The sequence below is a fragment of the Heliomarina sp. genome (assembly GCF_052826185.1).
The window spans coordinates 493,651-515,158 of the sequence record NZ_JBRBUI010000054.1; the positions used below are offsets into that span (position 1 = coordinate 493,651).

20 protein-coding genes and 1 tRNA gene are annotated in these 21,508 nt (G+C 57.2%); 16 read left to right on the plus strand and 5 right to left on the minus strand.

Going from position 1 to position 21,508, the window contains the following annotated elements:
* Window positions 1-19 precede the first annotated feature (19 nt).
* Complete coding sequence (locus tag ACU0FH_RS20595; protein ID WP_446196586.1) at window positions 20-2,317, plus strand: xanthine dehydrogenase family protein molybdopterin-binding subunit; 2,298 nt, start codon at window positions 20-22, stop codon at window positions 2,315-2,317.
* A complete protein-coding gene (locus ACU0FH_RS20600) occupies window positions 2,295-3,377 on the plus strand; it encodes a DUF2235 domain-containing protein (protein WP_446196587.1) in 1,083 nt (360 codons plus the stop codon). The genes ACU0FH_RS20595 and ACU0FH_RS20600 overlap by 23 nt, the downstream gene beginning before the upstream one ends.
* Window positions 3,378-3,391: 14 nt before the next feature.
* On the opposite strand, the gene ACU0FH_RS20605 is transcribed toward ACU0FH_RS20600, so the two are convergent.
* Together ACU0FH_RS20605 and metF are read right to left on the minus strand one after the other, a co-directional pair.
* Window positions 3,392-3,877 carry a PaaI family thioesterase gene (locus ACU0FH_RS20605; protein ID WP_446196588.1) on the minus strand — a complete coding sequence of 162 codons (486 nt, stop codon included), beginning with the start codon at window positions 3,875-3,877 and terminating at the stop codon, window positions 3,392-3,394.
* Between the two features lie 53 nt (window positions 3,878-3,930).
* Window positions 3,931-4,797 (minus strand): methylenetetrahydrofolate reductase [NAD(P)H], encoded by an 867-nt coding sequence (gene metF / locus ACU0FH_RS20610; RefSeq protein ID WP_238369987.1) that lies wholly within the window; start codon window positions 4,795-4,797, stop codon window positions 3,931-3,933.
* A gap of 91 nt (window positions 4,798-4,888) precedes the next feature.
* Here metF and ACU0FH_RS20615 point away from each other — a divergent pair, with 91 nt between their 5' ends.
* Both ACU0FH_RS20615 and ACU0FH_RS20620 read left to right on the plus strand, forming a co-directional pair.
* The gene (locus ACU0FH_RS20615; RefSeq protein WP_238369988.1) at window positions 4,889-5,794 is read left to right on the plus strand and encodes a LysR family transcriptional regulator; all 906 of its coding nucleotides are present in this window, start codon (window positions 4,889-4,891) and stop codon (window positions 5,792-5,794) included.
* A gap of 3 nt (window positions 5,795-5,797) precedes the next feature.
* The gene (locus ACU0FH_RS20620) at window positions 5,798-6,766 is read left to right on the plus strand and encodes a ketopantoate reductase family protein (RefSeq protein ID WP_446196589.1); all 969 of its coding nucleotides are present in this window, start codon (window positions 5,798-5,800) and stop codon (window positions 6,764-6,766) included.
* A 37-nt stretch (window positions 6,767-6,803) separates the two neighbouring features.
* Here the strand turns inward: ACU0FH_RS20620 and ACU0FH_RS20625 are convergent, their stop codons facing one another.
* Window positions 6,804-7,844, minus strand: a complete 1,041-nt coding sequence (locus ACU0FH_RS20625) for an NADP-dependent oxidoreductase (RefSeq protein ID WP_446196590.1) — start codon at window positions 7,842-7,844, stop codon at window positions 6,804-6,806.
* Between the two features lie 154 nt (window positions 7,845-7,998).
* Between ACU0FH_RS20625 and ACU0FH_RS20630 the strand changes: the two genes are divergently transcribed.
* Window positions 7,999-8,784, plus strand: a complete 786-nt coding sequence (locus ACU0FH_RS20630; protein WP_446196591.1) for an inositol monophosphatase family protein — start codon at window positions 7,999-8,001, stop codon at window positions 8,782-8,784.
* Here ACU0FH_RS20630 and ACU0FH_RS20635 read toward each other — a convergent pair.
* Complete coding sequence (locus ACU0FH_RS20635; protein WP_446196592.1) at window positions 8,781-9,164, minus strand: GFA family protein; 384 nt, start codon at window positions 9,162-9,164, stop codon at window positions 8,781-8,783. The genes ACU0FH_RS20630 and ACU0FH_RS20635 overlap by 4 nt on opposite strands.
* The gene (locus tag ACU0FH_RS20640; protein WP_446196593.1) at window positions 9,161-9,904 is read right to left on the minus strand and encodes a rhomboid family intramembrane serine protease; all 744 of its coding nucleotides are present in this window, start codon (window positions 9,902-9,904) and stop codon (window positions 9,161-9,163) included. Before ACU0FH_RS20640 ends, ACU0FH_RS20635 begins: the two co-directional genes overlap by 4 nt.
* A gap of 168 nt (window positions 9,905-10,072) precedes the next feature.
* Here ACU0FH_RS20640 and ACU0FH_RS20645 point away from each other — a divergent pair.
* The 11 genes from ACU0FH_RS20645 to ACU0FH_RS20695 all read left to right on the plus strand — a co-directional run bounded on the left by ACU0FH_RS20645 (window position 10,073) and on the right by ACU0FH_RS20695 (window position 21,466).
* Window positions 10,073-10,159: transfer RNA gene (locus ACU0FH_RS20645), tRNA-Leu, on the plus strand.
* A gap of 256 nt (window positions 10,160-10,415) precedes the next feature.
* Window positions 10,416-11,390 carry a lipid A-modifier LpxR family protein gene (locus tag ACU0FH_RS20650; protein ID WP_446196594.1) on the plus strand — a complete coding sequence of 325 codons (975 nt, stop codon included), beginning with the start codon at window positions 10,416-10,418 and terminating at the stop codon, window positions 11,388-11,390.
* A 91-nt stretch (window positions 11,391-11,481) separates the two neighbouring features.
* Window positions 11,482-12,534 (plus strand): Hint domain-containing protein, encoded by a 1,053-nt coding sequence (locus tag ACU0FH_RS20655; RefSeq protein ID WP_446196595.1) that lies wholly within the window; start codon window positions 11,482-11,484, stop codon window positions 12,532-12,534.
* A gap of 205 nt (window positions 12,535-12,739) precedes the next feature.
* Entirely contained in the window at window positions 12,740-13,360 is a 621-nt protein-coding gene (gene rpsD, locus ACU0FH_RS20660) for a 30S ribosomal protein S4 (protein WP_088634850.1), read from the plus strand.
* Window positions 13,361-13,547: 187 nt separating this feature from the next.
* On the plus strand, window positions 13,548-14,642 hold the full coding sequence (locus ACU0FH_RS20665; protein WP_446196596.1) for an endonuclease/exonuclease/phosphatase family protein: 1,095 nt from the start codon (window positions 13,548-13,550) through the stop codon (window positions 14,640-14,642).
* Between the two features lie 82 nt (window positions 14,643-14,724).
* Complete coding sequence (gene hisC / locus ACU0FH_RS20670; RefSeq protein ID WP_446196597.1) at window positions 14,725-15,810, plus strand: histidinol-phosphate transaminase; 1,086 nt, start codon at window positions 14,725-14,727, stop codon at window positions 15,808-15,810.
* Window positions 15,807-16,736, plus strand: a complete 930-nt coding sequence (locus tag ACU0FH_RS20675; RefSeq protein WP_446196598.1) for a prephenate/arogenate dehydrogenase family protein — start codon at window positions 15,807-15,809, stop codon at window positions 16,734-16,736. Before hisC ends, ACU0FH_RS20675 begins: the two co-directional genes overlap by 4 nt.
* Window positions 16,733-17,566, plus strand: a complete 834-nt coding sequence (locus ACU0FH_RS20680; protein ID WP_446196599.1) for an extensin-like domain-containing protein — start codon at window positions 16,733-16,735, stop codon at window positions 17,564-17,566. The genes ACU0FH_RS20675 and ACU0FH_RS20680 overlap by 4 nt, the downstream gene beginning before the upstream one ends.
* A 48-nt stretch (window positions 17,567-17,614) precedes the next feature.
* Window positions 17,615-18,145 carry a gamma-glutamylcyclotransferase gene (locus ACU0FH_RS20685; RefSeq protein ID WP_446196600.1) on the plus strand — a complete coding sequence of 177 codons (531 nt, stop codon included), beginning with the start codon at window positions 17,615-17,617 and terminating at the stop codon, window positions 18,143-18,145.
* A 69-nt stretch (window positions 18,146-18,214) separates the two neighbouring features.
* Window positions 18,215-19,399, plus strand: a complete 1,185-nt coding sequence (locus ACU0FH_RS20690) for a biopolymer transporter ExbB (RefSeq protein WP_446196601.1) — start codon at window positions 18,215-18,217, stop codon at window positions 19,397-19,399.
* A gap of 3 nt (window positions 19,400-19,402) precedes the next feature.
* On the plus strand, window positions 19,403-21,466 hold the full coding sequence (locus ACU0FH_RS20695; protein ID WP_446196602.1) for a peptidoglycan -binding protein: 2,064 nt from the start codon (window positions 19,403-19,405) through the stop codon (window positions 21,464-21,466).
* Window positions 21,467-21,508 lie beyond the last annotated feature (42 nt).

Below are 21,508 nucleotides of genomic sequence, written 5' to 3' on the forward strand. Positions count from 1 at the left end.
AACGCGAAGGATGGATTTCATGGAAAAATTCGGAAAGAGCCAATCGATAAAACGGTTCGAGGATACCCGTCTGCTGACTGGGCACGGCCGCTATGTTGATGATATCGTTCCCGAGGGGGCGCTCTTTACCTATGTGTTCCGCAGCCCGGTGGCGCATGCAGAAATCACTTCGCTGGACGTGTCCGATGCCCGTGAGGCGGATGGTGTACACATGGTGCTGACTGTCGACGACCTTGAAGCGGCAGGTGTCGATATTTCGATCTGGGGGATCGTGATTGAAAACCGTGACGGAACCAAGGCCGCGGCCCCTATGCGGCCGATGTTGGCCAAGGGACGGGTCCGGCATGTAGGTGAGCCGGTCGCCGTGGTGATCGCCGAAACCTACGATCAGGCGCGCGATGCTGCCGAGATGATCATGTTCGAATACGAAGAGCTTCCTGTAAAGCTGGACATCAAGGCGGGCGGGCCAACTGTTCACGAGGAAGCGCCTGACAACATGGCCTATGACTTTGGGCTGGGCAATGAAGAGGCGACCGACGCGGCCTTTAAGGCCGCGGCGAGGACGGTCAGCCTTGAGATAGACGATAATCGCGTAATCGTAAATTCAATGGAGCCGCGTGGTTGCTACGCGGAATGGGATGGCACACAGCTGCACCTCGCATTCGGAGGGCAGGGCGTCTGGGGTATGAAATCGCAGCTCGCCAAGGCGTTTGGAATGGATGAAGCATCGGTGCGTATTACCAACCCCGATGTTGGTGGCGGTTTCGGGATGAAGGCGCCCCCTTATCCTGAGTATTATGCTGTGGCGCATGCTGCTCGCACCTTGAAGCGGCCGGTCCGCTGGATGAGCGACCGTACCGAAGCGATGCTGAGCGATCATGCTGGCCGCGATCTTGTATCGCTTGCGGAATTGGCGTTCGACGAAAACAATCGGATCACGGCATACAGGGTGACCACACGGGCCAATATGGGGGCCTACAACTCCAATTTCGGCCAGATTATCCAGTCGAACCTTTTCGCGCGGGTCCTGATGGGAACCTACGACGTTCAGACCACGTGGATGCAAACGCAGGCATTCTATACGAACACAACGCAGGTCGACGCGTATCGCGGCGCTGGACGCCCAGAAGCGATTTACGTGCTTGAACGCGTCATGGATCGCGCTGCCCGCGAGCTTGAAATTGATCCACTGGAACTGCGCCGCATCAACTTTATCGCGCCCGACAAGTTTCCGTACAAATCCGCGACCGGCGAAAATTATGACGTGGGTGAATTCGCACGCGTCATGGCGCGCGGCGCTGAGGAAGCGGACTGGGACGGTTTCGCGAAACGGCGCGAGACGGATGAGGCCAAGGGCCTGCTGCGTGGTCGCGGCCTGAGCTATTACATCGAAAGCATTCTCGGCGATCCTTCGGAAGGCGCAAAGGTCGAATTCCAAGAGGACGGCACCGTTTCGATCTATGTCGGGACGCAGAGCAACGGGCAGGGACACGAAACTGTCTATGCCACTTTCCTTTCCAACCAGACCGGCATTCCTGTCGACATGATCCAGGTGGTGCAGGGCGATTCCGATCTGATCGCACAGGGCGGGGGTACGGGCGGGTCACGCTCGGTCACGACGCAAACCAATGCAACCCTCGCGACGGTTGCCACGATGGTCGAAGCCTTTACGCCCTATCTCGCCGAGAAGATGGGTGTCGATGAGACGGACATCACCTTTCACGAAGATGGCTTTTCCGCCCCGGGCTCGAACCTGCGCCCCACGATGATGGAAGCGGCAGAGATGGCCCGGAGTGATGGGCGCACAGAACTGCTGACGCACGAAGCGCGCGCGACCTTGCCGGGACGTTCCTATCCCAATGGCGTGCATATCGCCGAGGTCGTCATTGATCCTGAGACCGGCGAAACAAAAGTTGATCGGTACACTGTCGTCGATGATTTCGGAAACCTGATTAACCCGATGTTGGCTGAAGGTCAGGTACACGGGGGTGTTGTGCAGGGGATCGGGCAGGCGCTGATCGAACGTGTCGTATATGATGAGGACGGACAGCTTTTGACGGCGACCTTCATGGACTACGGCATGCCGCGGGCGGACAATTCGCCGATGATCTCTTTCACCCCGGAGCCGGTTCCGTCCACCGCCAACCCGATGGGTATGAAAGGCTGTGGCGAAGCGGGGACGGTCGGCGCTATGGCGGCAGTGTCCAACGCCGTGCAGGATGCCGTCTGGGACCGGGGCGTGAAGCAGGTGGATATGCCCTTCACGCCGCTACGAGTATGGGGAATGTTGAGGGATGGCCCTATCGCGGCTGAGTAAACGGCTATTCGGATGGTTGTGGCGCGCCGAAAGGCACGCGCAGTCACCGGAGATATTTACCCGTGGTCCGCGGATACATGTGATTATACTTGACGGTACGCTTTCCACGCTGGAACGGGGGCATGAAACTCATGCTGGCGTGACCTACCGTCTTTGCCGTGAAATCGGGGGAAACGTCTCGGTTTACTACGAGGCCGGCGTACAGTGGCACAGTTGGCGAGGTACGCTGGACGTCTCGATGGGGCGGGGGATCAACCGGCAGATCAGGCGGGCCTATGGGTATCTCGCTTCGAGGTATCGGCCCGGCGACAAAATCTTTCTCTTCGGGTATTCACGGGGCGCTTATGCTGTCCGCTCGCTCGCCGGTGTCATTGATCGGATTGGCTTGCTCAAAGCGGAGCACGCGACAGTTCGCAATATCCGAACGGCCTATCGGCACTATCAGGTAACCCCTGACAGCGACAGCGCGTCGATATTTTCGGCGAAGTTCTGTCATGAACACCTGCCCATCGAAATGGTCGGCGTCTGGGACACTGTGAAAGCGCTGGGCATGCGGCTGCCTTTCGTCTGGAAAGGGTCCGAATTGCGTCATGCGTTTCACAACCATGAACTGAGCCGAGCGGTGCAGAACGGCTTCCACGCGATCGCATTGAATGAAACGCGAGAGGTCTTCACGCCGGTCATGTGGGAAACACCCGATCACTGGGAAGGGCGTCTTGAGCAAGTGTGGTTCAGGGGCTCACATGGCGATGTGGGCGGGCAGCTTGGCGGCTTTGAGGCGGCGCGTCCCCTCGCAAATATTTCTCTGATCTGGATGCTGGAACGGGCCGAGGAATGTGGCCTGCCAATGCCTGATGGCTGGAGGTTACGGTTTTACACCGATCCAGCTGCACCATCGGTCGGCACGTGGCGCGGCTGGGGTAAGATCTTCTTGCTCCGCAAGAACCGTATTGTCGGGATGGATCTGTCAGAGCGGATACATGAAACGGTCAAACCTGCGGACATTGCAGGGCTGGATACCGGATCCGCGCATCTCATGAACGCAAATCCGGCTGAATAGGAACGGCTTTCGCTCTACTTGCCGCTCAGCCTCATGACAATGCAGGTGGTAGAGCCTGTCGCGTAAAGTTTTCCGTCCGAAACTCCTCGGATTTCACCATGGGCGATACCGGTCGAGCGGCCGACATGATCGGTGATGCCGACGCAATCCACCAGCGTGCCCAGGGGAATCGGGCGAATGATATTCACCTTGTATTCCAGTGTCGTGTAGGTCGACCCTTGCGGGATCCGGGTCATGACGGCACATGCCATCGCGCTGTCGAGAATCGTTCCGTACCAACCACCATGCACGGTTCCGAGAGGATTGGTCATGCTAAATTCGGGCGACCCCTGAAACACGACACGGCCATCTACGACGGAAGTCAGTGTAAAGTTCAGCAATCTTGCGATAGGTGCACCGGCGAATTCGCCCTCTTGAATGCGTTTCATGAATTCAAGACCAGAAACGCCGAGGGCTTCCTCGGCGCTTGGCAGTTCTTCAAGCTTCTCGGCTATCTTCATGTTCGTTCTCCCGCTTGACTGAACGCTAGCAGGAGAACCTTTGTGCGCAACACTTACGCGACGTTTTCAAGTACGACTTTCGGTGTCACGCCAATCGCATGGCAAACGTCACGGGTCAGTTCCGGACGGTTCAGCGTATAGAAGTGCAGCGAATCGACGCCTTCTGCGAGAAGTTCGCTGCACAGTTCTGTGCAAAGCGCCGTGGCAAGAAGATCTTCGCGACCGTCGCGGAGGGCGGTTTCGAACGCGGCCTCTACCCATTCTGGAATTACGGTGCCGCAAGCCCGAGCGAATTTCGACGCGCCTTTCCAGTTTTCGATCGGCAGGATGCCCGGAACGATAGGCTTGTCGATTCCTGCTTTGACACATGCGTCACGGAAGCGAAGGAAAGTCTCCGCCTCGAAGAAGAACTGGGTCAGAGCTTCATCAGCGCCTGCGTCGAGCTTGGCTTTCAGCCAGTCGATGTCCGCCTGCTGATCAGCCGCTTCGGGGTGCTTGTCAGGATAAGCGCCGACGCGGATGGTGAACTTGTTCCGTGCCGAAAGCGCCTCGATCAGTTCGACCGAATTGGCAAAACCACCCGGATGAATTTTGAATGCGCCGGTGCCTTTCGGCGGATCACCGCGAAGAGCGACGATTTCGCTGACACCTGCCTCCGCGAACCCATCCGCAATGGCAAGCGTTTCTTCCTTGGTGGCGTTGACGCATGTGAGGTGCGCGGCGACATTGAGACCCGAGGATTTATGCAGCGTGCCAACGGCTTCGCGTGTGAGATCACGAGTGGTGCCGCCTGCGCCATACGTGACTGACACGAAACGAGGATCCAGCGGAGCAAGGGTCTGAACCGTGTCCCACAGCCGGAACGAAGCCGCCAATGTCTGCGGCGGAAAAAATTCGAAAGAAACAGTCGGAGCGGTCATCATCAATCCTCTTGGTTTCGACTCTTGTCGCATATAGTGCAATGTGAGACAATTTCATAATTCTCAACTACAACATGAGTTCCATAGCAGTATGCATTTAGAGTTTCGCCATCTGCGCACGATCCAAGCCATCCACGAAGCGGGGGGGCTCGCCCGTGCCGCTGACAAGCTGAACATCACGCAAAGCGCGTTGAGCCATCAGATTAAAGGTTTGGAGGAACAGGCGGGCGTGGAGCTCTTCGTGCGGCGTTCAAAGCCGATGACCCTGTCCGCCGCCGGGTTCAGGTTGTTGCGACTTGCAGAGCAGGTCCTGCCTCAGGTCGAAGCAACATTGGCAGAGTTCGGTAACCTGAGAAGCGGCAAAACCGGCCGTTTGCATATCGCAATCGAGTGCCATGCCTGTTTCGAATGGCTCTTTCCTGTGCTTGAAGGGTTCCGCAAAGAGTGGATGGATGTGGACGTCGATATCCGTCCGGGTCTGGCATTCGATGCGCTGCCGGCGTTGATGAAGGAAGATGTCGATCTGGTGGTCTCTTCCGACCCGGAAGACCTGCCCGGTATCGAGTTCATCGAATTGTTTGATTATGCGCCGGTCTTTGTGGCGTCGTCACAACATCCGCTGGCCTCCAAACCCTATGTCGAAGCGGCGGATTTCCGGGGCCAAACGCTGATCACCTATCCGGTCGAGCGTTCGCGGCTGGACGTGTTCAGCCAATTGCTGATCCCGGCAAAAGTTGAACCCGCCGCCATACGTCAGGTCGAATTGACGGCAGTAATACTCCTCCTTGTGGCCTCCAATCGCGGCGTGTCCGTTCTTCCTGACTGGGTGGTACGCGAGGTAAAGTATTCTTCTGACTATGTTACGCGCCCATTGACAGATAAAGGAATTAAACGGCGTTTGTATGCCGCGGTGCGCAGCGAGGATCGTGAAAAGCCTTTCATGCGCATGTTGATTGATCTGGCTCGCGTAGAGGCGCGGAAACTACAAGAGGCGTAAAGAATGCGTGTAATAATTCTGGGTGTGGGCGCCGTCGGCGGAACGATGGCGGCAGCTTTGGCCATGGCCGGACAAGAGGTCATCGGAATTGCCCGGGGCGCGCAGCTTGACGCAATTCGTGCAAATGGTCTGACCTTGCATGGGGTCGACGGGGTGCATCATACAGAATTTGAATGCGTAGGCAGTCCGTCTGAAATCGATTTCCGACCCGACGATGCGATTGTTCTTACGGTCAAGGGTCAGCATACCGAGGCCGCTCTTGCCCAGCTGGTCGAGGCGGGCGTGACAACTCAGCCTATATTCTGTGCGCAGAACGGGGTGGAGAACGAGCGCCGCGCCTTGAGACTCTTCCCCAACGTCCACGGCATTACCGTTATGCTACCGGCTGATTACATGAAACCCGGCGAAGTGGCCGTCTTTGGCGCACCGAAATACGCGATCTTTGACGTCGGCCGCTTTCCGGGTGGAGTGGACAACGCGGACGAAAATTTGTGTGAGACGCTGAACAAGGCCAACTTTGTTGCGTTTCCAAGTGCAGAAGTAATGGCAAGCAAGTACGGAAAGCTGTTGATGAACCTCGCCAATATATCCGGCGCCGCTCTGGGTGAGGTCGAAGAGGCCAAGATTGTGCGTCAGGCTTTGCAGGCCGAAGGCGAGCGCGTTCTGACTGCTGCAGGCATCAGCTGGATGGATGTCGGGGGCAATGATCCGCGGCGTAAAGGCACTTTGCAGATCGAGCATGTTCCTGGAATCGACCGGGTCGGAAGTTCCACAACGCAAAGCCTTGCACGCGGTGCCGGGTCAGTCGAAACTGATTTCCTGAACGGTGAGATTGCCATGCTCGGAAGAATGTACGGCGTTCCAACACCGTTGAACGACTGGTTCTGTCAGCTGGCGAGCCGCATGGTGCGGGACGGCATCGCGCCGGGTTCGCTGGATGCCAGCGCTGTTCTCACAGAATTGGATCTTTGAGGCGGCGCCCGGCGAGGGGCGCCGCCATCAGGGCCGGTTAGGCAACCTTTACGATTTGCTTGCCCATGTTCCCGCCCTTCAGCATCGACATGAAGGCGGCAGGCGCATTTTCCAGACCTTCCGCGATGTCTTCCACATAGGCGAACTCGCCACTTGATACTTTCGGGCCAATTTCCGCAAGGAAATCAGGCATGCGGTTGAAATGGTTAGAAATGATAAAGCCGTTGACCGACAGGAACTTGACCAGAATGTTTCGCCACAGACCCGGTGCGGAAATTTCCGCGTCACTTGCGCCCGACCCAAGCCCGCCGGCGTTGTACCAGCTGATCATGCCACAGATCGGGATGCGTCCGTGTGGGTTCATCAGGGGGATGACAGCGGCGAGTACCTTGCCCCCGACGTTTTCAAAATAGACATCAATGCCTTGCGGGCAGGCGTCGCCCAATGCTTTGCGAAGATCCGAGGCAGTCTCGTACTCACGGTGGTCAAGGCAGGCATCGAACCCGAATTTTTTGACCGCCAGCTTGCATTTTTCCGCACCTCCAGCGATTCCGACGGTTCGCATGCCATGCATCTTGGCAACCTGACCGACCATCGATCCGACAGGACCCGTGGCCGCCGCCACTACGAGCGTCTGACCTTTCTGGGGGCGACCGAGTTCGGTCATGCCATACCAGCCGGTCAGACCGGGCATGCCCAGAACGCCAAGCGATGTCGTGATCGGCCCGTGCGAGGGATCGATCGTGCGAAGCTGGTTGGCGGGCAGGCAGCCGTGCGTCGCCCAGCCGAACATGCCAAAGGCGAAATCTCCGGGTTTGAACCTGTCGCTCTTTGAAGCGATGACCTCGCCGACGCCGCCTGCTTCCATGGTGCCTCCGATCGGCACGGGTGCGGCATAGGATTTGGCATCGTCCATCCGGCCCCTCATATAGGGATCAAGCGACATATAATGAACCTTGACCAGCACCTCACCGTCTTCGGGTTCTGGCATCTGCTTCGCTTCGTAGCGAAAGTTTTCCGGCTGCGGTGCGCCGTCTGGTCGACTGGCCAGAGCGATATGATGCATTTGATCGGACATGGTGTTTTCCTCCTCATTACCTTTGCGCGTGACGGTGAAGGTTGTCCGGTGAGTTTGCAAGGTGAGATCTGGGCCAAACCCGGGTACTGCTGGGACTTGGCAAGCGGACAACAGGCGCGTATACGCGCGCCCTGATCTCAAAAGGAATCCGAAAATGGTAGGCAGTGCCAATCTGAACATCATGATCAAGGCCGCGCGCAAAGCGGGACGGTCACTGGTCAAGGACTTCCGCGAAGTTGAAAACCTCCAGGTTTCGATGAAGGGTGCAGGCGATTTCGTAAGCCGTGCCGACATCGCGGCTGAGGAAATTCTCAAGCAGGAGTTGATGGGCGCACGTCCGACCTACGGGTGGCTCGGAGAAGAAGGTGGCGGTGAAGACGGGCAGGATCCGACGCGCCGCTGGATCGTTGACCCGCTGGATGGAACAACGAATTTCCTCCACGGTCTTCCACATTGGGCGATTTCGATCGGTCTTGAACACAAGGGACAGATCGTCGCCGGGGTGGTTTTCGATGCAGCTAAAGACGAAATGTTCTTCGCCGAAAAAGGCGCGGGGGCGTGGATGAATGATACGCGACTGCGCGTGTCCGGACGTTCACGTATGATAGAAAGCATCTTTGCAACGGGTATTCCCTTCGCAGGTCGGGCAGATCTGCCTGAAACACTGCAGGATCTCGCGCGCCTGATGCCGGCATGTGCGGGCGTTCGGCGCTGGGGGGCGGCATCGCTCGATCTCGCTTATGTCGCGGCGGGCCGCTACGATGGATATTGGGAGCGGCGCCTGAAGCCCTGGGATCTCGCTGCCGGCTTGATCATCGTCCGCGAGGCTGGTGGCTTTGCCCATGCCATAGATGAGAATGGCGACGTGGTCGAAGACGGCAATGTTATCGCGGCCAACGAAGCTATTTTCGATTCATTTGCCAAGGTTATCCGTAGCTAAGAGCTGCGATCCGAAGGATGATTGACTCCATCGACCCATGCGATGGGTTCGAAGTCGCGCGGGTTGACCCCGTCGATGCATCCGAGATTGATACCCGTTTCCGCAGGGTCTGAGCGACGCTGGTGATGCGTGTAAATTCCGCAGGTCTTGCAGAACCAGTGCTGCGCGGTCTTGGTCCCAAAGCTGTACAGCGTCAGGTTGTCCTGGCCTTTCAGGATATGCACGGTGTCGGTGAGAGCCGTTACCGCCGCCGCACCGCGCCTGCGGCAAAAACTGCAGTCGCATCGATTATGTGCTGCGATCCCATCTGGCAGGGTGGCCTCGATCAGAACGGCACCGCAGTGGCAGCCGGCCCGTATCGTCTGTGCTTCATTGCTCATTTGCGCGGTACTCTTGGTATGCTTGACCGGACAAGCCGGTATTGCGGGTGTGGGTGAGGAGGATGCCCGTGCGTCCTGTTCCAGAACCCAATGCCGCCGAGACGGATCAAAAGGGGCAATGCAAGAATGGCGCCGATGATGAAGCCACCTGTATGCGCCCAATAAGCGACACCGCCTGCATCGGGATCGGAACCGATACTGCCGAATAATTGCATGCCAAACCACAGGCCAAGCATCAGCCACGCGGGTACGGGCAGGATCTTGAAGAAGATGATGAATATGATGAGGATATCGACCTTGGCCTTTGGGAACAGCAGAAGATAGCCGCCCATCACACCCGCAATCGCGCCAGATGCGCCAACCGTTGGCACGGTGGATTGCGGCTCCATTAGAATGTGGATGAGCCCCGCACCCAGACCGCACACGAGGTAGAAGCCGAGGAAGGTCAGATGTCCCATCTCGTCCTCGAAATTGTCGCCAAAGATCCAAAGGAACAGCATGTTTCCGGCAAGGTGCATGAAGCCAGCGTGGAGAAAGAGCGAGCTGACCAATGTCAGATAGCCTTCGCCGGCCGAAACACGGGCGGGAACGATTGCCCAGTTGCCGTAGAATTCCCAAAGCGCGCCCTCGTCTGTCTGAACGCCGAGAAAGGCAAGAAATACGAATAGATTGGCCGCAAGGAGCGCATAGGTAACATAGGGCGTTCGCCCCGACGGATTATGGTCACGGATGGGAAACATGCCTGCCACGCTGAGACGAAATTCAAACCGGGTCAAGCGCCATCTAAGCGAAGCTTGCAGCAACAATCTCTCGTGCCGCGAACTGGAAACTTAGGGAAATCGTATCGCGCGCCTGGACATTTACTTGCCGTAAATCTGGGGGGTTGATAACAAGGCCAGACCACGGCTGCGGGCGTGATGGAATGGTAGACATACCAGACTTAAAATCTGTTGGGCCTTGTGCCCGTGTGGGTTCGAGTCCCACCGCCCGCACCACTAACGTCGATAGAAACAGGGTGTCCGGTCTCTTGCTTTCGAGGCGAGCTGAACGCTGATCAATGATTTGGTTCCAGATTGGCAGCCATACTGCCTGCTTGGTCCAGGGAAAGCCCAAATTTCCCGCGGATTGTTTCTTTGATGGCTCATTCGGCAACAAATTCTACCATTGATTTCGCAAAGGGTGGTTCCGGGGCCGAGGCACACATAAAAGCGGTTCGATAAGTATACGCTCTTTGCTTCCGAAGGTCCCGATATGAAGGCTGTTTCAACGTTTTTCCTGGCCGCCACCTTGGCTTGCGAACTGATCTTTCCAAAGGCTGCAGTGGCTGAAACTGGAACTTCCCAGCTTTCCGAGGGTAGCTATGCCCAGCACGAACTTCCAGCCGGGCGGCGATACCTTGGCTATGGGCGGTTGTTCACGAACGACCTCTTCGGCGACAGGAAGGACCGGTGGCGCACCGGGTCACTCACCAGTTCTCGCGTCTGGGGTTATCATTGGGACGGCACGCTGCCCGACAGGCTTGGGGAGTTACTGGAACTGCGTCTGCAGGGGCAGATCATAACGCCTTCGCGCCTGACTAGATACGTTCCCTCAGATCGCCGATATGCGACGGCCATCAGCCTTGGCCTGCACAGCCACGCGCAATGGCGCGGTCTGGAGGTTTCGATGGGCGCTGACATCGTGGTGATCGGTGACCAGACTGGGTTGTCATCGTTCCAACGGGAACTTCATGAACTGGTCGGAGCGGATTTGCCGGCAGCGGGCATCCTCGCCAACCAGATCGGCAACACAATCCGCCCGACTTTCGTTGCTGAATTCGGGCAGGACATACTGCTCGAAAATTCCAATCTGCGACCCTTTGCTGAGGTGCGGGCAGGGGATGAAACCCTTGTTCGTATCGGCGCTGATCTGACCTTTGGCGGTGGGGGAGGCGAATTGCTTGTTCGAGAATCCGTAACCGGGCAACGATACCGGGTTCTCTTTAATGAAGAACCGCGTTGGAATTTCATTCTTGGCGGCGACGTGGCCTATGTGGAAAACAGCGTATACCTGCCGGACAATATCGGCGTCGATCTGAAGAACAACAGGTATCGGCTTCGCGCGGGGGTCAACTGGCAGGGCGCTACGAGTTCAGTGTTCTATGGCCTGACGTATCTCTCCGAGGAGTTTGAAAACCAGCCTGAAGGACAACTTGTCGGATCAGTCCGTCTGAAGTTCGAATTCTAGATCGATATCTGCTTTCCGATACAACAGCCTTTCCCGGCGCTCCCGCTGCTGTTAGAATCACTAAAAAAGAAGAGCAGTGCTGGATTAGGCTATGAACGCGGGCTTTTGCGGCTTGTACGTCATTTCATGGGCGCAGACCGAGATCGATGGCGTCTCCAACGCTCCGGCGTTGGCTTTGCACGTTGGTGCAGGCTGGCAATGGCGTGGAGATGCATTGCGGGTTGATGGTCCGACGAGTGTCCTGCTGCTTGACGAGCCTATCGGTGAAAAGGCGTTGCGGAAAAGAGCTGCGCAAAAGATTTCCCGTCAATTTGGCATCAAGACGGTCGAGGACTGTATCAAAGAGGGCAGGGCAGATCGATCGGATTCAGATTTTACCGTGACGGACGGGCGGCAAAGCTACGAAGTTCGGATCATTGAGAGCGATGATCAAAACCGGCTGTTCTTGATGTTCGAGGATGAGTTGCCGCCCCAGGGCAAACAACTTTGGATCGCTCGGATCGCTTGGAAACCTCAGCCGATAGGAAAAAACAGGCAAATTATGGGTTTGGTCTGTTTTACGCTGGGTACACATATTCTCACCGAACGGGGCCTGCAGCGAGTCGAATTTTTGCGTCCGGGCGACAAGGTTCAGACCAAGGATAGCGGCCTGCAAGAAATTTTATGGTTGGGGTCGCGTCGGCTATCACCAACTCGGCTCGCCTTGAATCCTGCTATGCGACCCGTCCGAATAGCGCGGGGCGCTTTCGGGCCAAGGGGACCATTTCAGGACTTGGTCGTTTCGCCCGAGCACCACATGCTGCAGAGTGGAAACGCCGCGCAGGCCCTTTTCCACGAACCTGAACTTCTGGTCCCCGCAGGGACCTTGGTGGACGGTCATTTCGTCCGCCGTGAACCACTCCGTGGTCAGGTTATGTACTTTCACCTGCTTTTGCCCCGGCACGAGGTTATCTGGGCCAACGGCATGGAGACCGAGAGTTTTTTGCCGGAAGCAGCGGATTTGGACGCTTTGCACTATTCGCAGAAGCAGGCACTTTTCGAGTGTATGCCGACGCTGGAAAGCATGGCCGGATCCTATGGAATGAGTGCGCGGCGACGTCTGACAGGTTCGGAGACCGCGATTTTGCGACACGCCGCTGCCTGACGGCGGAAAGCAGGAATGAATGCGAATGGCTTACCGCAGTAATTTCCAGTTCTAGGAGATTTCCGCGTTGACACGCTGATCTTCATGTCTATAAGCGCCCTCTCATTGGTGTTGGTGGCTCTCGCAAGAGAATGCCTGTCAGGTTTCGACCAAAGGACAACGCCCTTCATGGCTCATTTGAGCGTCAAACCGAAGGAGATCAGCCGTGACTAAACGAACGTCTGCCAAGTACAAAATTGACCGCCGCATGGGCGAAAACATCTGGGGCCGCCCGAAGTCGCCGGTTAACCGCCGCGAATATGGCCCGGGTCAGCACGGTCAGCGCCGCAAGGGCAAACTGTCGGATTTCGGTATCCAGCTGCGTGCCAAGCAGAAACTCAAGGGCTACTACGGCGACCTGACTGAGAAGCAGTTCCGCCGCATCTACGCCGAAGCAGAACGTGTAAAAGGCGACACCGGTGAAAACCTCATCGGTCTGCTCGAGCGCCGTCTCGATGCGATTGTCTACCGCGCCAAGTTCGTGCCGACCGTCTTCGCTGCACGCCAGTTCGTGAACCACGGCCACGTCCGCGTGAACGGCCAAAAGGTCAACATTCCGTCCTACCGTGTCAAAGAGGGCGACGTGATCGAAGTCCGCGATCGCTCCAAGCAGCTCGCCATGGTTCTCGAAGCGGTTCAGCTTCCCGAGCGCGATGTGCCTGACTATCTGGACGTGGACACCTCCAAACTTACGGCGACTTTCGTTCGTACCCCGTCGCTAGGTGATGTGCCCTATCCGGTAATGATGGAGCCGAACCTCGTCGTCGAATTTTACGCCAAGAACTAAGTTCCGGCCTGAAAATTTGAAAAGCCGCGCTTTCGCGCGGCTTTTTTTGTTTGCGCAGTAAGAGAATTCATTTTTCTTTTTAAAATTCTTTCAGATTTTCTTGGTGGAAATTTCTGATCCAACCGCATGGCTGGACGCATTCTGATACCGCGTTATGGTATTTGGATGTCACACGGATTGCAGGCCAATGCCGTTCTACCATGACCTGAAAACCTACGATGCCGACGATCAATATCCGGATAAGCAGTCCTGGATTGCGAGCCGGCTGCTTGCGTTACGCCACGATCTGAAAGAGGCAATCCTTGATCGGAGGCGCCCCAATTCCTTGATCATTGGTTCTTGGAACATTCGCGCCTTTGACGACGGAATTCCGCGGCTGGATGAAAGCTACCATTATCTTGCCGAGATCATCGCGGCTTTCGACATCTGTGCGATACAAGAGGTCAAGTCGGACCTGGGTCCATTGAAAAGGTTGCTTCGCCTGCTGGGACCGAACTGGTCCTATTTCGTGTCAGACGTTTCAACCCATCGTGGTGGAAACAATGAACGCATGGCGTTCGTCTACAATCAGGACAAGGTTATTTTTCGTCATTTGATCGGTGAAATAGTCTTGGACAATGTCGATCTTGTCGCCGGTAACCAGATAGCGCGTTCGCCCTTCTTTGCAGCATTCCAAGCGGATTGGTTCCGTTTCTGTCTTTGCTCCGCGCATATCATCTATGGAAAAGGTGCAGGCGCGCGAGAAACAAGGTCGCAGGAGATCAGAGCAATTACGCGGATGCTGGTGGAAAAGGCGAAGAAAGAGGACCAAGTCTACATTCTCGTTGGCGACATGAACATCGAAAGCCTTGACGGTCCGATCATGCAGGCGCTTCGCGATAGCGAAATGGTCATCCCGAGTTTTCCGCCGACGAACTTATCGGGTGACAAGCATTACGATCAGATCGCTTTCACAGATAAAGGCATGGCCGAACGTAAAACAAGACTATTGCGTGCCGGCGCTTTTGATTGGCGCCGGGCAGTCTTTGGACCGTATCCCGCCCATGGTGTTGCAGACCTTGGTATCGGAAATGACCTCGTTTCCCGTGTCTCCGATGCCGTCAATACCGCGCATTACGAAGGCCAGAACCTACGTCAGCGTGCCGCAGTTGGCAGGCCGCCCTATGCCGACTTCAGACGCATGTATCGAACCTGGATGACCTATGAGATGTCCGATCACCTTCCGGTATGGATCGAAATCGAAATAGACTATTCGGATGAATATCTTGCGCGATTTTTGTAACGCACGGGCATCTCGGACTCATTTTGCACTGGCTTTGCACCCCTGCCGGTTCTAGAACGCCTCGGAAAATTGGGGAATGTCGATGGCTCAGATAGAACCACAACCGGGCATATTGGATATCGCGTTGTACGAAGGCGGGGCAGCACACGTCCCGGGAGTAGCCAATGTCATCAAGCTTTCATCGAATGAAAACCCCTTTGGCCCAAGCCCCCATGCGATAGAGGCCGCGAAAAACGCGGCCTTGCAGATGCACCGCTACCCGTCCACCGATCATGCGGAGTTGCGGCAGGCCATCGGTGAAATGCATGGTCTTGATCCCGAAAAGATCATTTGCGGTGTGGGCAGCGATGAAATCCTTTCGTTTCTTTGCCAGGCATATGCCGGTCCGGGAGATGAGGTCATCCACACGGAACACGGGTTTGCGCTGTACAAGATCGGCGCCCACGCCGTGGGTGCTACGCCCGTCGAGGTGCCCGAGCGTGACCGCGTGACGGACGTGGACGCAATCCTGTCCGCATGTAATGAACGCACCCGGCTGGTCTTCATCGCGAACCCGAACAATCCGACAGGCACGATGATTGGCGAGGCCGAGGTGGCCCGTCTTGCCGAAGGCCTTCCGCCCAAGGCGATGCTGGTGCTCGACGGCGCTTACGCGGAATACGTGGAAGGTTTCGATGCAGGCAGAGCACTGATCGATGTGCGCGACAACGTCTTCATGACGCGCACCTTCTCAAAGCTCTACGGACTTGGCGGGATGCGTGTCGGCTGGGGCTATGGGCCGAAAGCCATCGTGGATGTGCTGAACCGTATCCGGGGGCCGTTCAACTTGTCGAATATCTCGATTGCCGCCGCCATTGCATCGGTGCGCGATGTGGCGTTTGTTACCCAATGCCGTGCCGAAAACACGCGGATGCGAGCGTGGATGGCAGAAGCGCTGGCCGAGATCGGTGTCGCATCGGACACCTCCTGTGCAAATTTCATACTTGCCCGGTTTTCGGATGCGGCAGAGGCCGAGGCGTGCGACGCGTTTTTGCAGTCCGAAGGTCTGATCGTTCGCAAGACCGGGGGCTACAAACTTCCCCACGCGCTTCGTATGACAGTCGGAGATGAAATCGCCTGTCGACGTCTGGTTGCGGCTGTGCGGACATTCAAGGGGCGGGCGACGTGACGGGACCTATTTACGAACGCGTCGCACTGATAGGACTGGGACTGATTGCATCGTCTATCTACTGGGCGATCAAGCGTAACCCGGGACTTGCTGGCGAGGTGACCGGATATGCCCGGTCGCAGGAAACCCGGGACACTGCCAAACGTATCGGTCTATGCGACAGGGTTTGCGAGACGGCGGTCGAGGCGGTGGAGGATGCGGATCTTGTGATCCTCTGCGTCCCGGTCGGCGTCATGGGGCAGGTAACGATGGAGATATCGGAACACCTCAAACCCGGCTGTACGGTATCGGATGTGGGGTCGGTTAAACGCGACGTAATAAGCAATGTATTGCCTCACCTGCCGCAGAACGTGGCCTTCGTCCCAGCGCATCCGCTCGCTGGGACTGAACATTCGGGGCCAGAATCCGGGTTTGCAGAACTGTTCGACAACCGCTGGTGTCTGCTTGTTCCGGTTGAAGGAACCGCCCGGGAAACCGTGGCAAAGCTTCGTCAGTTCTGGGAAGGACTGGGGGCTAATGTCGAGGAGATGGACGCAGATCACCATGATCTTGTCCTTGCTGTTACCAGTCATACGCCGCACCTGATTGCCTACACAATGGTTGGCGTTGCCGACGACTTGCGACGCGTGACAGATAGCGAAGTCGTGAAATACTCGGCGGCCGGTTTTCGTGATTTCACGCGCATCGCGGCCAGTGATCCGACGATGTGGCGTGATGTGTTCCTGACGAACCGCGACGCGACACTCGAAATTCTCGGTCGGTTTACCGAAGAGCTTTTTGCCCTGCAAAGAGCGATCCGGAAAGGCGATGGCGATCATCTCCATGCCTATTTCACGCGGACCCGAGCCATACGGCGCGGCATCATCGATGCCGGGCAGGATACGGACGCACCAGATTTCGGTCGCAGCCAGAAGGCAAGGAAATGAGGAGGCTCGCTGGCATTCTACTGATTGCCAGCATCTCTCTGCCGGTGATGGCAGATACGCCCGAAACTTCTCTTCGCCCCGTTGCACGGACCGAACGCGCAAAGCTTGCCGGCGCGACCGTTCTGGTCGACACCGACGCCGGTATCTCCGAGGTCGTGCGTATGCGGCCGCCGGTCCGGCCTCTTTCGGAACAGGAACAGGAAATGATCGACCTCTCCGAACGCGTTGCGTTCGTTAGCCCAGAGCAATCGATGCGTCCTTGGGCGCGGCCCCCCCGCGTCGAGCAAAAGGCGATGGCCCAGCGAAGATTGCGACGTCAGGGAGCGGTCTGTGGAGATATCGAACTTCAGGGCGATGAGGTCGGCCGGGTCCCCGGCCGGATCAAGGGCTGCGGCGTCAAAAATGCGGTCCGTCTGCGTTCCGTGTCCGGCGTCAAGCTTAGCCAAGCCGCCTTGATCAATTGCAAAACCGCCAGTGCGCTCAAGAACTGGGTCGACAAAGGCGTTCAGCCCGCATTTGCGAAAAAGGGGCCGGTTGTTGAACTGCGCGTCGCGGCGCATTATGCCTGCCGTCCAAGAAACAACCAACGCGGTGCCAAGATCTCTGAACATGGGCGAGGAAATGCAATCGACATTTCCGGCTTCGTCATGCAAAGCGGGGAAGTCGTCACCGTGATAGAGGACTGGACGGGCAAGGGGCCTCTTAACGCGTCTCACCGTGCGGCATGCGGGACTTTCAAAACGGTGTTGGGACCGCGATCCGACCGGTTTCATCAAGACCATTTCCACCTCGATATGGCAAATCATCGCGGTGGCGCCTATTGCCGCTAGGATAGTCGGCGTCGAGCGTGGCGCAGAGAAAATTACAGGTATGATCGAATGACGATGTGGGTATTTGGGTACGGTTCCCTGTTATGGAACCCCGGGTTCAACGTGGCCAGCCGGGTGCTGGCGCGTCTCGATGGGTATGCCCGTTCTTTCTGTATGCACTCGATACACCACCGTGGCACCGAGGAAGCGCCCGGTCTGGTTCTGGCTCTGGACGAGGTTGAAGGGGCGGAATGCCGGGGCGTCGCCTTTGCGGTCGCCGAAGGGGAAGAAGAGCAGACCCTGGCGTACTTGCGCGAGCGTGAACTGATATCTTCGGCGTATATCGAAAAGGTGCTCGAGCTTGATCTGGATGACGGGCGGCGGGTCGAAGCGCTCGTCTATGTGATAGATCCGGCCCATGTGCAATACTGCGGGGGTATGCCGCTTGAGGAACAGGCTCAAATAATCGCCCATGCGGTTGGCGGACGGGGCCCGAATGCCGAATATCTGTTCAATACGACGGACCATCTTGCCGAGCTTGGTCTACCTGACGGCGATCTGGAATGGCTGACTGACCGCGTTCGGTTTATCCTCTCATAAACGCTTGGCTTTTCCGGCTTTTCTTCTTTAGGTTGGCGGTGAGCAGAACACCTGTCAGGAGCTGAGCGCATGGCGCAGCCAGACACGAAACAACGGCCGCAATTCTCGCAGCCTTTTCAGCAGATCATGTTCATGGTCATTGCTTTGGGCTTGGCCGTTTCCGGGGCGGTGCTGGCATTGCCAAGTGTGCTGCCTGTCTTTCTGGCCAATCTCTATCTGAACGGGTTTATCGCGCTCGTCTTCCTGTTTGGTATCCTCGCTTGTTTCTGGCAGGTTTTTCAATTGATGGTCTCGGTTCGCTGGATTGAACAATTCGCATCCGGTCTGTCCGCAGACAGTAACCATCCCCCCCGGCTGCTGGCACCGCTTGCGTCTTTGCTTAGATCGCGCGGCGCCCGGATGCAGCTTTCGTCCTCCTCCACGCAATCGATCCTCGAATCCGTTGCGACACGGATCGATGAAGCGCGCGAAATCACCCGCTATATTGCGAGCCTTTTGATTTTCCTCGGGCTTCTGGGAACTTTCTACGGTCTGGCAACCACCGTGCCCGCCGTCGTCGACACCATTCGCAGCCTTGCACCACAAGAGGGTGAGGAAGGTATCGCGGTCTTCAACCGTCTGATGACCGGGCTGGAGGCGCAGTTGGGCGGCATGGGCGTTGCATTCTCGTCTTCTCTGCTCGGGCTTGCCGGTTCGCTTGTCGTCGGTCTGCTGGAACTCTTTGCCGGTCACGGACAAAACAGGTTTTATCGCGAGTTGGAAGAATGGCTGTCCTCCATCACCCGCGTCGGTTTCGCCTCTGGCGAGGAAGGCAGTAATGAAACGGCTGCCTTGTCCGGTATCCTCGACCAGATGGGCGAGCAGATGGAAAGTCTCCATCAGATGTTCGCAGAATCCGAGGCGAGCCGCTCAAACGTTGATAGCAAGCTTGGCTCGCTCGCAGATGCACTTGGTCAGATGGTTGACCGCATCGATCAGACAGAAAGCATTACAGGCGCGCTCGAACGGGTCGCGACGGGTCAGGAGGCGCTTGTCGATCTGATGCGCGAGCACGGCCCTTCCGAGGGTATCGACGCCGAGAGTCGGATGCGCCTGCGCTCGATCGATGTTCAGATGCTACGGATCCTCGAGGAAATTTCGGCCGGGCGACAAGAGAGCATGGCCGAGCTGCGCAAGGATATCGATCACCTCATCAAAGCGCTTACGGTGCCACAGCGTCCGGCACGGAGAAGCGCGGGCAGGGGAGAGGAATAGCGCATGGCCCTGTCACGTCGCACAGGCAACCGCTTTCAGGGATCGATCTGGCCGGGCTTTGTGGATGCGATGACCGGTCTTCTGCTGGTGATGATGTTCCTGCTCACCATTTTTATGGTGGTGCAGTTCGTTCTGCGTGAGACGATCTCGGGTCAGGAGACCGAACTCAATTCGCTGTCTGATGAAATCGAGGCTTTGGCCGGTGCGCTGGGGCTTGAAGAACGCAAGTCGAGCCAGTTGGAAGCACGTATGGGGGCGCTGAACGCGACTTTGGGTGAAACGCAGTCCGATCTTGAAAATGCCCAGGCACAGCTCGCGCGGCAGAATTCGCTGATTTCAGCGCTGACGGCAGAGCGCGATCGACAGGATACGCTTCTGGAAGCCGCGCGGTCAGAGATTACCTCTTTCGAGGCCCGGGTGGCCGCTTTGATTGCGGCACGGGACGATGCCCTGGGCACGGTTGAAGAGCTGGAAACGCAGCGTGCCGATCTGCAATCGCAACGAGAGGAACTGCTTTCAGAACAGGATGCTTTGAATGCCGCCTTGGCCCAAAGCAGAAGCGAGATTGACGAACAGTCAGAAGCTGCCCGGCTTGCCGCAGCCCGGCGTGAAGCGCTTGAAGCCTTGGTGGCGGATCTACGTGCCGAGAACGCAGATAGTGAAACCCAAGCCGCAGCATTGAATGACCGGGTTGCCGAACTTGAAACCGAGTTGAGTGAAGAAGAACAGGCCCGATTGGCCGAAGCGGCGGCTGCGCAAGCCCTGCGAGAAAGGCTTGAAAACGCCGATAGCGAACTGACCGCCATGACGCTCTCTTTGGAAAAACAGCGACAGGAAGCTGAAGACACCTTGACCCTTCTTGCGGCTGCAAGGGCGGCGAGGGATGAGCTGGATGGCGAATTGGCGGCGGCCCTTGCTCAAGTGGAAACAGAGGCTCAGGAAAAGGATGCCCTGACTGAGCGGTTGTCGCAGCTCGTCGCCCGTCTGGAGGTCACCCAAAAACAAGGCAGAGAGGCAGAGCAGACATTACAGTCGGAACTGGATCGGACTCAGGCCGAGCTCTCCGCAGCAAGAGCGGAATTACAAGAGCAAGAGAATACCCGGGCATCTATCGAGGACCGCTTGGACGCGGCGCTGAAGCGGTTGGAGCAGGCCGAATTGGCCGTCAGCGACAGGGATGAGCTTCAGGCTCGATTAATGACAGCTTTGGCCGCGCGTGAGGCGGCGGCCGAAGATGCCTCGGAAGAGTTGAGCAAAGCAGAACAACGCGCCCGTCTGCTGGCTCAGGCGCGTGAGACGCTTTCGGAGGAAAAGGAAAAATCCGCGGCAGCGCAAAGGGAAACTGCGCTGTTGAACCAACAGGTAGCGGCGTTGCGGGACCAACTTGGGCAACTACGTGCGTTGCTGGACGACTACGAGGACCGGGATGCGGCGACCCAAGTGCAGATTCAGAACCTTGGTACGGATCTGAACGCCGCTCTCGCCCGCGCGGCATCCGAAGAGCGCAAGCGCAGATTGCTCGAAGAGGCGGAGCGCAAACGGCTGCAGGAGGAACGGGAGCAACTGGCGCTAGAAGCCGAGGCGCTGAAATCACAGGCCAAGGATCTGGAACTCTACCGCTCCGAGTTTTTTGGCCGACTGCGCGATCTTCTCGGCAATCGTGACGGTGTGCGGATCGAGGGGGATCGCTTCGTGTTTTCGTCAGAGGTTCTTTTCCCTCTGGGCTCGGCGGAATTGTCCGATGAAGGCAAAAGCGAAGTCGCCAAGGTTGCCAGAATCCTGCGCGAAGTGGCAGACAGCATACCCTCTGAGCTCGACTGGGTGATCCGCGTGGACGGGCACACTGATGACATACCTTTGCTCGGCGCAGGAAAGTATGCCGATAACTGGGAGCTAAGTCAGGGCAGGGCTCTTTCCGTGGTCAAATACATGGTGAACGCGCTGGGTATTCCGCCCGGTCGCCTGTCCGCAAATGGCTTTGGTGAATACCAGCCGATCAATCCTGCTTCCACACCCGAGGCGAGGGCTCAGAACCGGCGGATCGAATTGAAGCTTACCGAAAAGTAAGGATTTTGATCTTCCCCCAGTCAGCCGATCTTGGCGCTGCCT

What these genes read in the sequence shown, in the direction of transcription:
- ACU0FH_RS20595 (WP_446196586.1), top strand. Translation starts at nt 20, where the DNA reads ATGGAAAAATTCGGAAAGAGCCAATCGATAAAACGGTTCGAGGATACC.
- ACU0FH_RS20600 (WP_446196587.1), top strand. Translation starts at nt 2,295, where the DNA reads ATGGCCCTATCGCGGCTGAGTAAACGGCTATTCGGATGGTTGTGGCGC.
- ACU0FH_RS20605 (WP_446196588.1), bottom strand. Translation starts at nt 3,877, where the DNA reads ATGAAGATAGCCGAGAAGCTTGAAGAACTGCCAAGCGCCGAGGAAGCC.
- metF (WP_238369987.1), bottom strand. Translation starts at nt 4,797, where the DNA reads ATGACCGCTCCGACTGTTTCTTTCGAATTTTTTCCGCCGCAGACATTG.
- ACU0FH_RS20615 (WP_238369988.1), top strand. Translation starts at nt 4,889, where the DNA reads ATGCATTTAGAGTTTCGCCATCTGCGCACGATCCAAGCCATCCACGAA.
- ACU0FH_RS20620 (WP_446196589.1), top strand. Translation starts at nt 5,798, where the DNA reads ATGCGTGTAATAATTCTGGGTGTGGGCGCCGTCGGCGGAACGATGGCG.
- ACU0FH_RS20625 (WP_446196590.1), bottom strand. Translation starts at nt 7,844, where the DNA reads ATGTCCGATCAAATGCATCATATCGCTCTGGCCAGTCGACCAGACGGC.
- ACU0FH_RS20630 (WP_446196591.1), top strand. Translation starts at nt 7,999, where the DNA reads ATGGTAGGCAGTGCCAATCTGAACATCATGATCAAGGCCGCGCGCAAA.
- ACU0FH_RS20635 (WP_446196592.1), bottom strand. Translation starts at nt 9,164, where the DNA reads ATGAGCAATGAAGCACAGACGATACGGGCCGGCTGCCACTGCGGTGCC.
- ACU0FH_RS20640 (WP_446196593.1), bottom strand. Translation starts at nt 9,904, where the DNA reads ATGTTTCCCATCCGTGACCATAATCCGTCGGGGCGAACGCCCTATGTT.
- ACU0FH_RS20650 (WP_446196594.1), top strand. Translation starts at nt 10,416, where the DNA reads ATGAAGGCTGTTTCAACGTTTTTCCTGGCCGCCACCTTGGCTTGCGAA.
- ACU0FH_RS20655 (WP_446196595.1), top strand. Translation starts at nt 11,482, where the DNA reads ATGAACGCGGGCTTTTGCGGCTTGTACGTCATTTCATGGGCGCAGACC.
- ACU0FH_RS20665 (WP_446196596.1), top strand. Translation starts at nt 13,548, where the DNA reads ATGCCGTTCTACCATGACCTGAAAACCTACGATGCCGACGATCAATAT.
- hisC (WP_446196597.1), top strand. Translation starts at nt 14,725, where the DNA reads ATGGCTCAGATAGAACCACAACCGGGCATATTGGATATCGCGTTGTAC.
- ACU0FH_RS20680 (WP_446196599.1), top strand. Translation starts at nt 16,733, where the DNA reads ATGAGGAGGCTCGCTGGCATTCTACTGATTGCCAGCATCTCTCTGCCG.
- ACU0FH_RS20685 (WP_446196600.1), top strand. Translation starts at nt 17,615, where the DNA reads ATGACGATGTGGGTATTTGGGTACGGTTCCCTGTTATGGAACCCCGGG.
- ACU0FH_RS20690 (WP_446196601.1), top strand. Translation starts at nt 18,215, where the DNA reads ATGGCGCAGCCAGACACGAAACAACGGCCGCAATTCTCGCAGCCTTTT.
- ACU0FH_RS20695 (WP_446196602.1), top strand. Translation starts at nt 19,403, where the DNA reads ATGGCCCTGTCACGTCGCACAGGCAACCGCTTTCAGGGATCGATCTGG.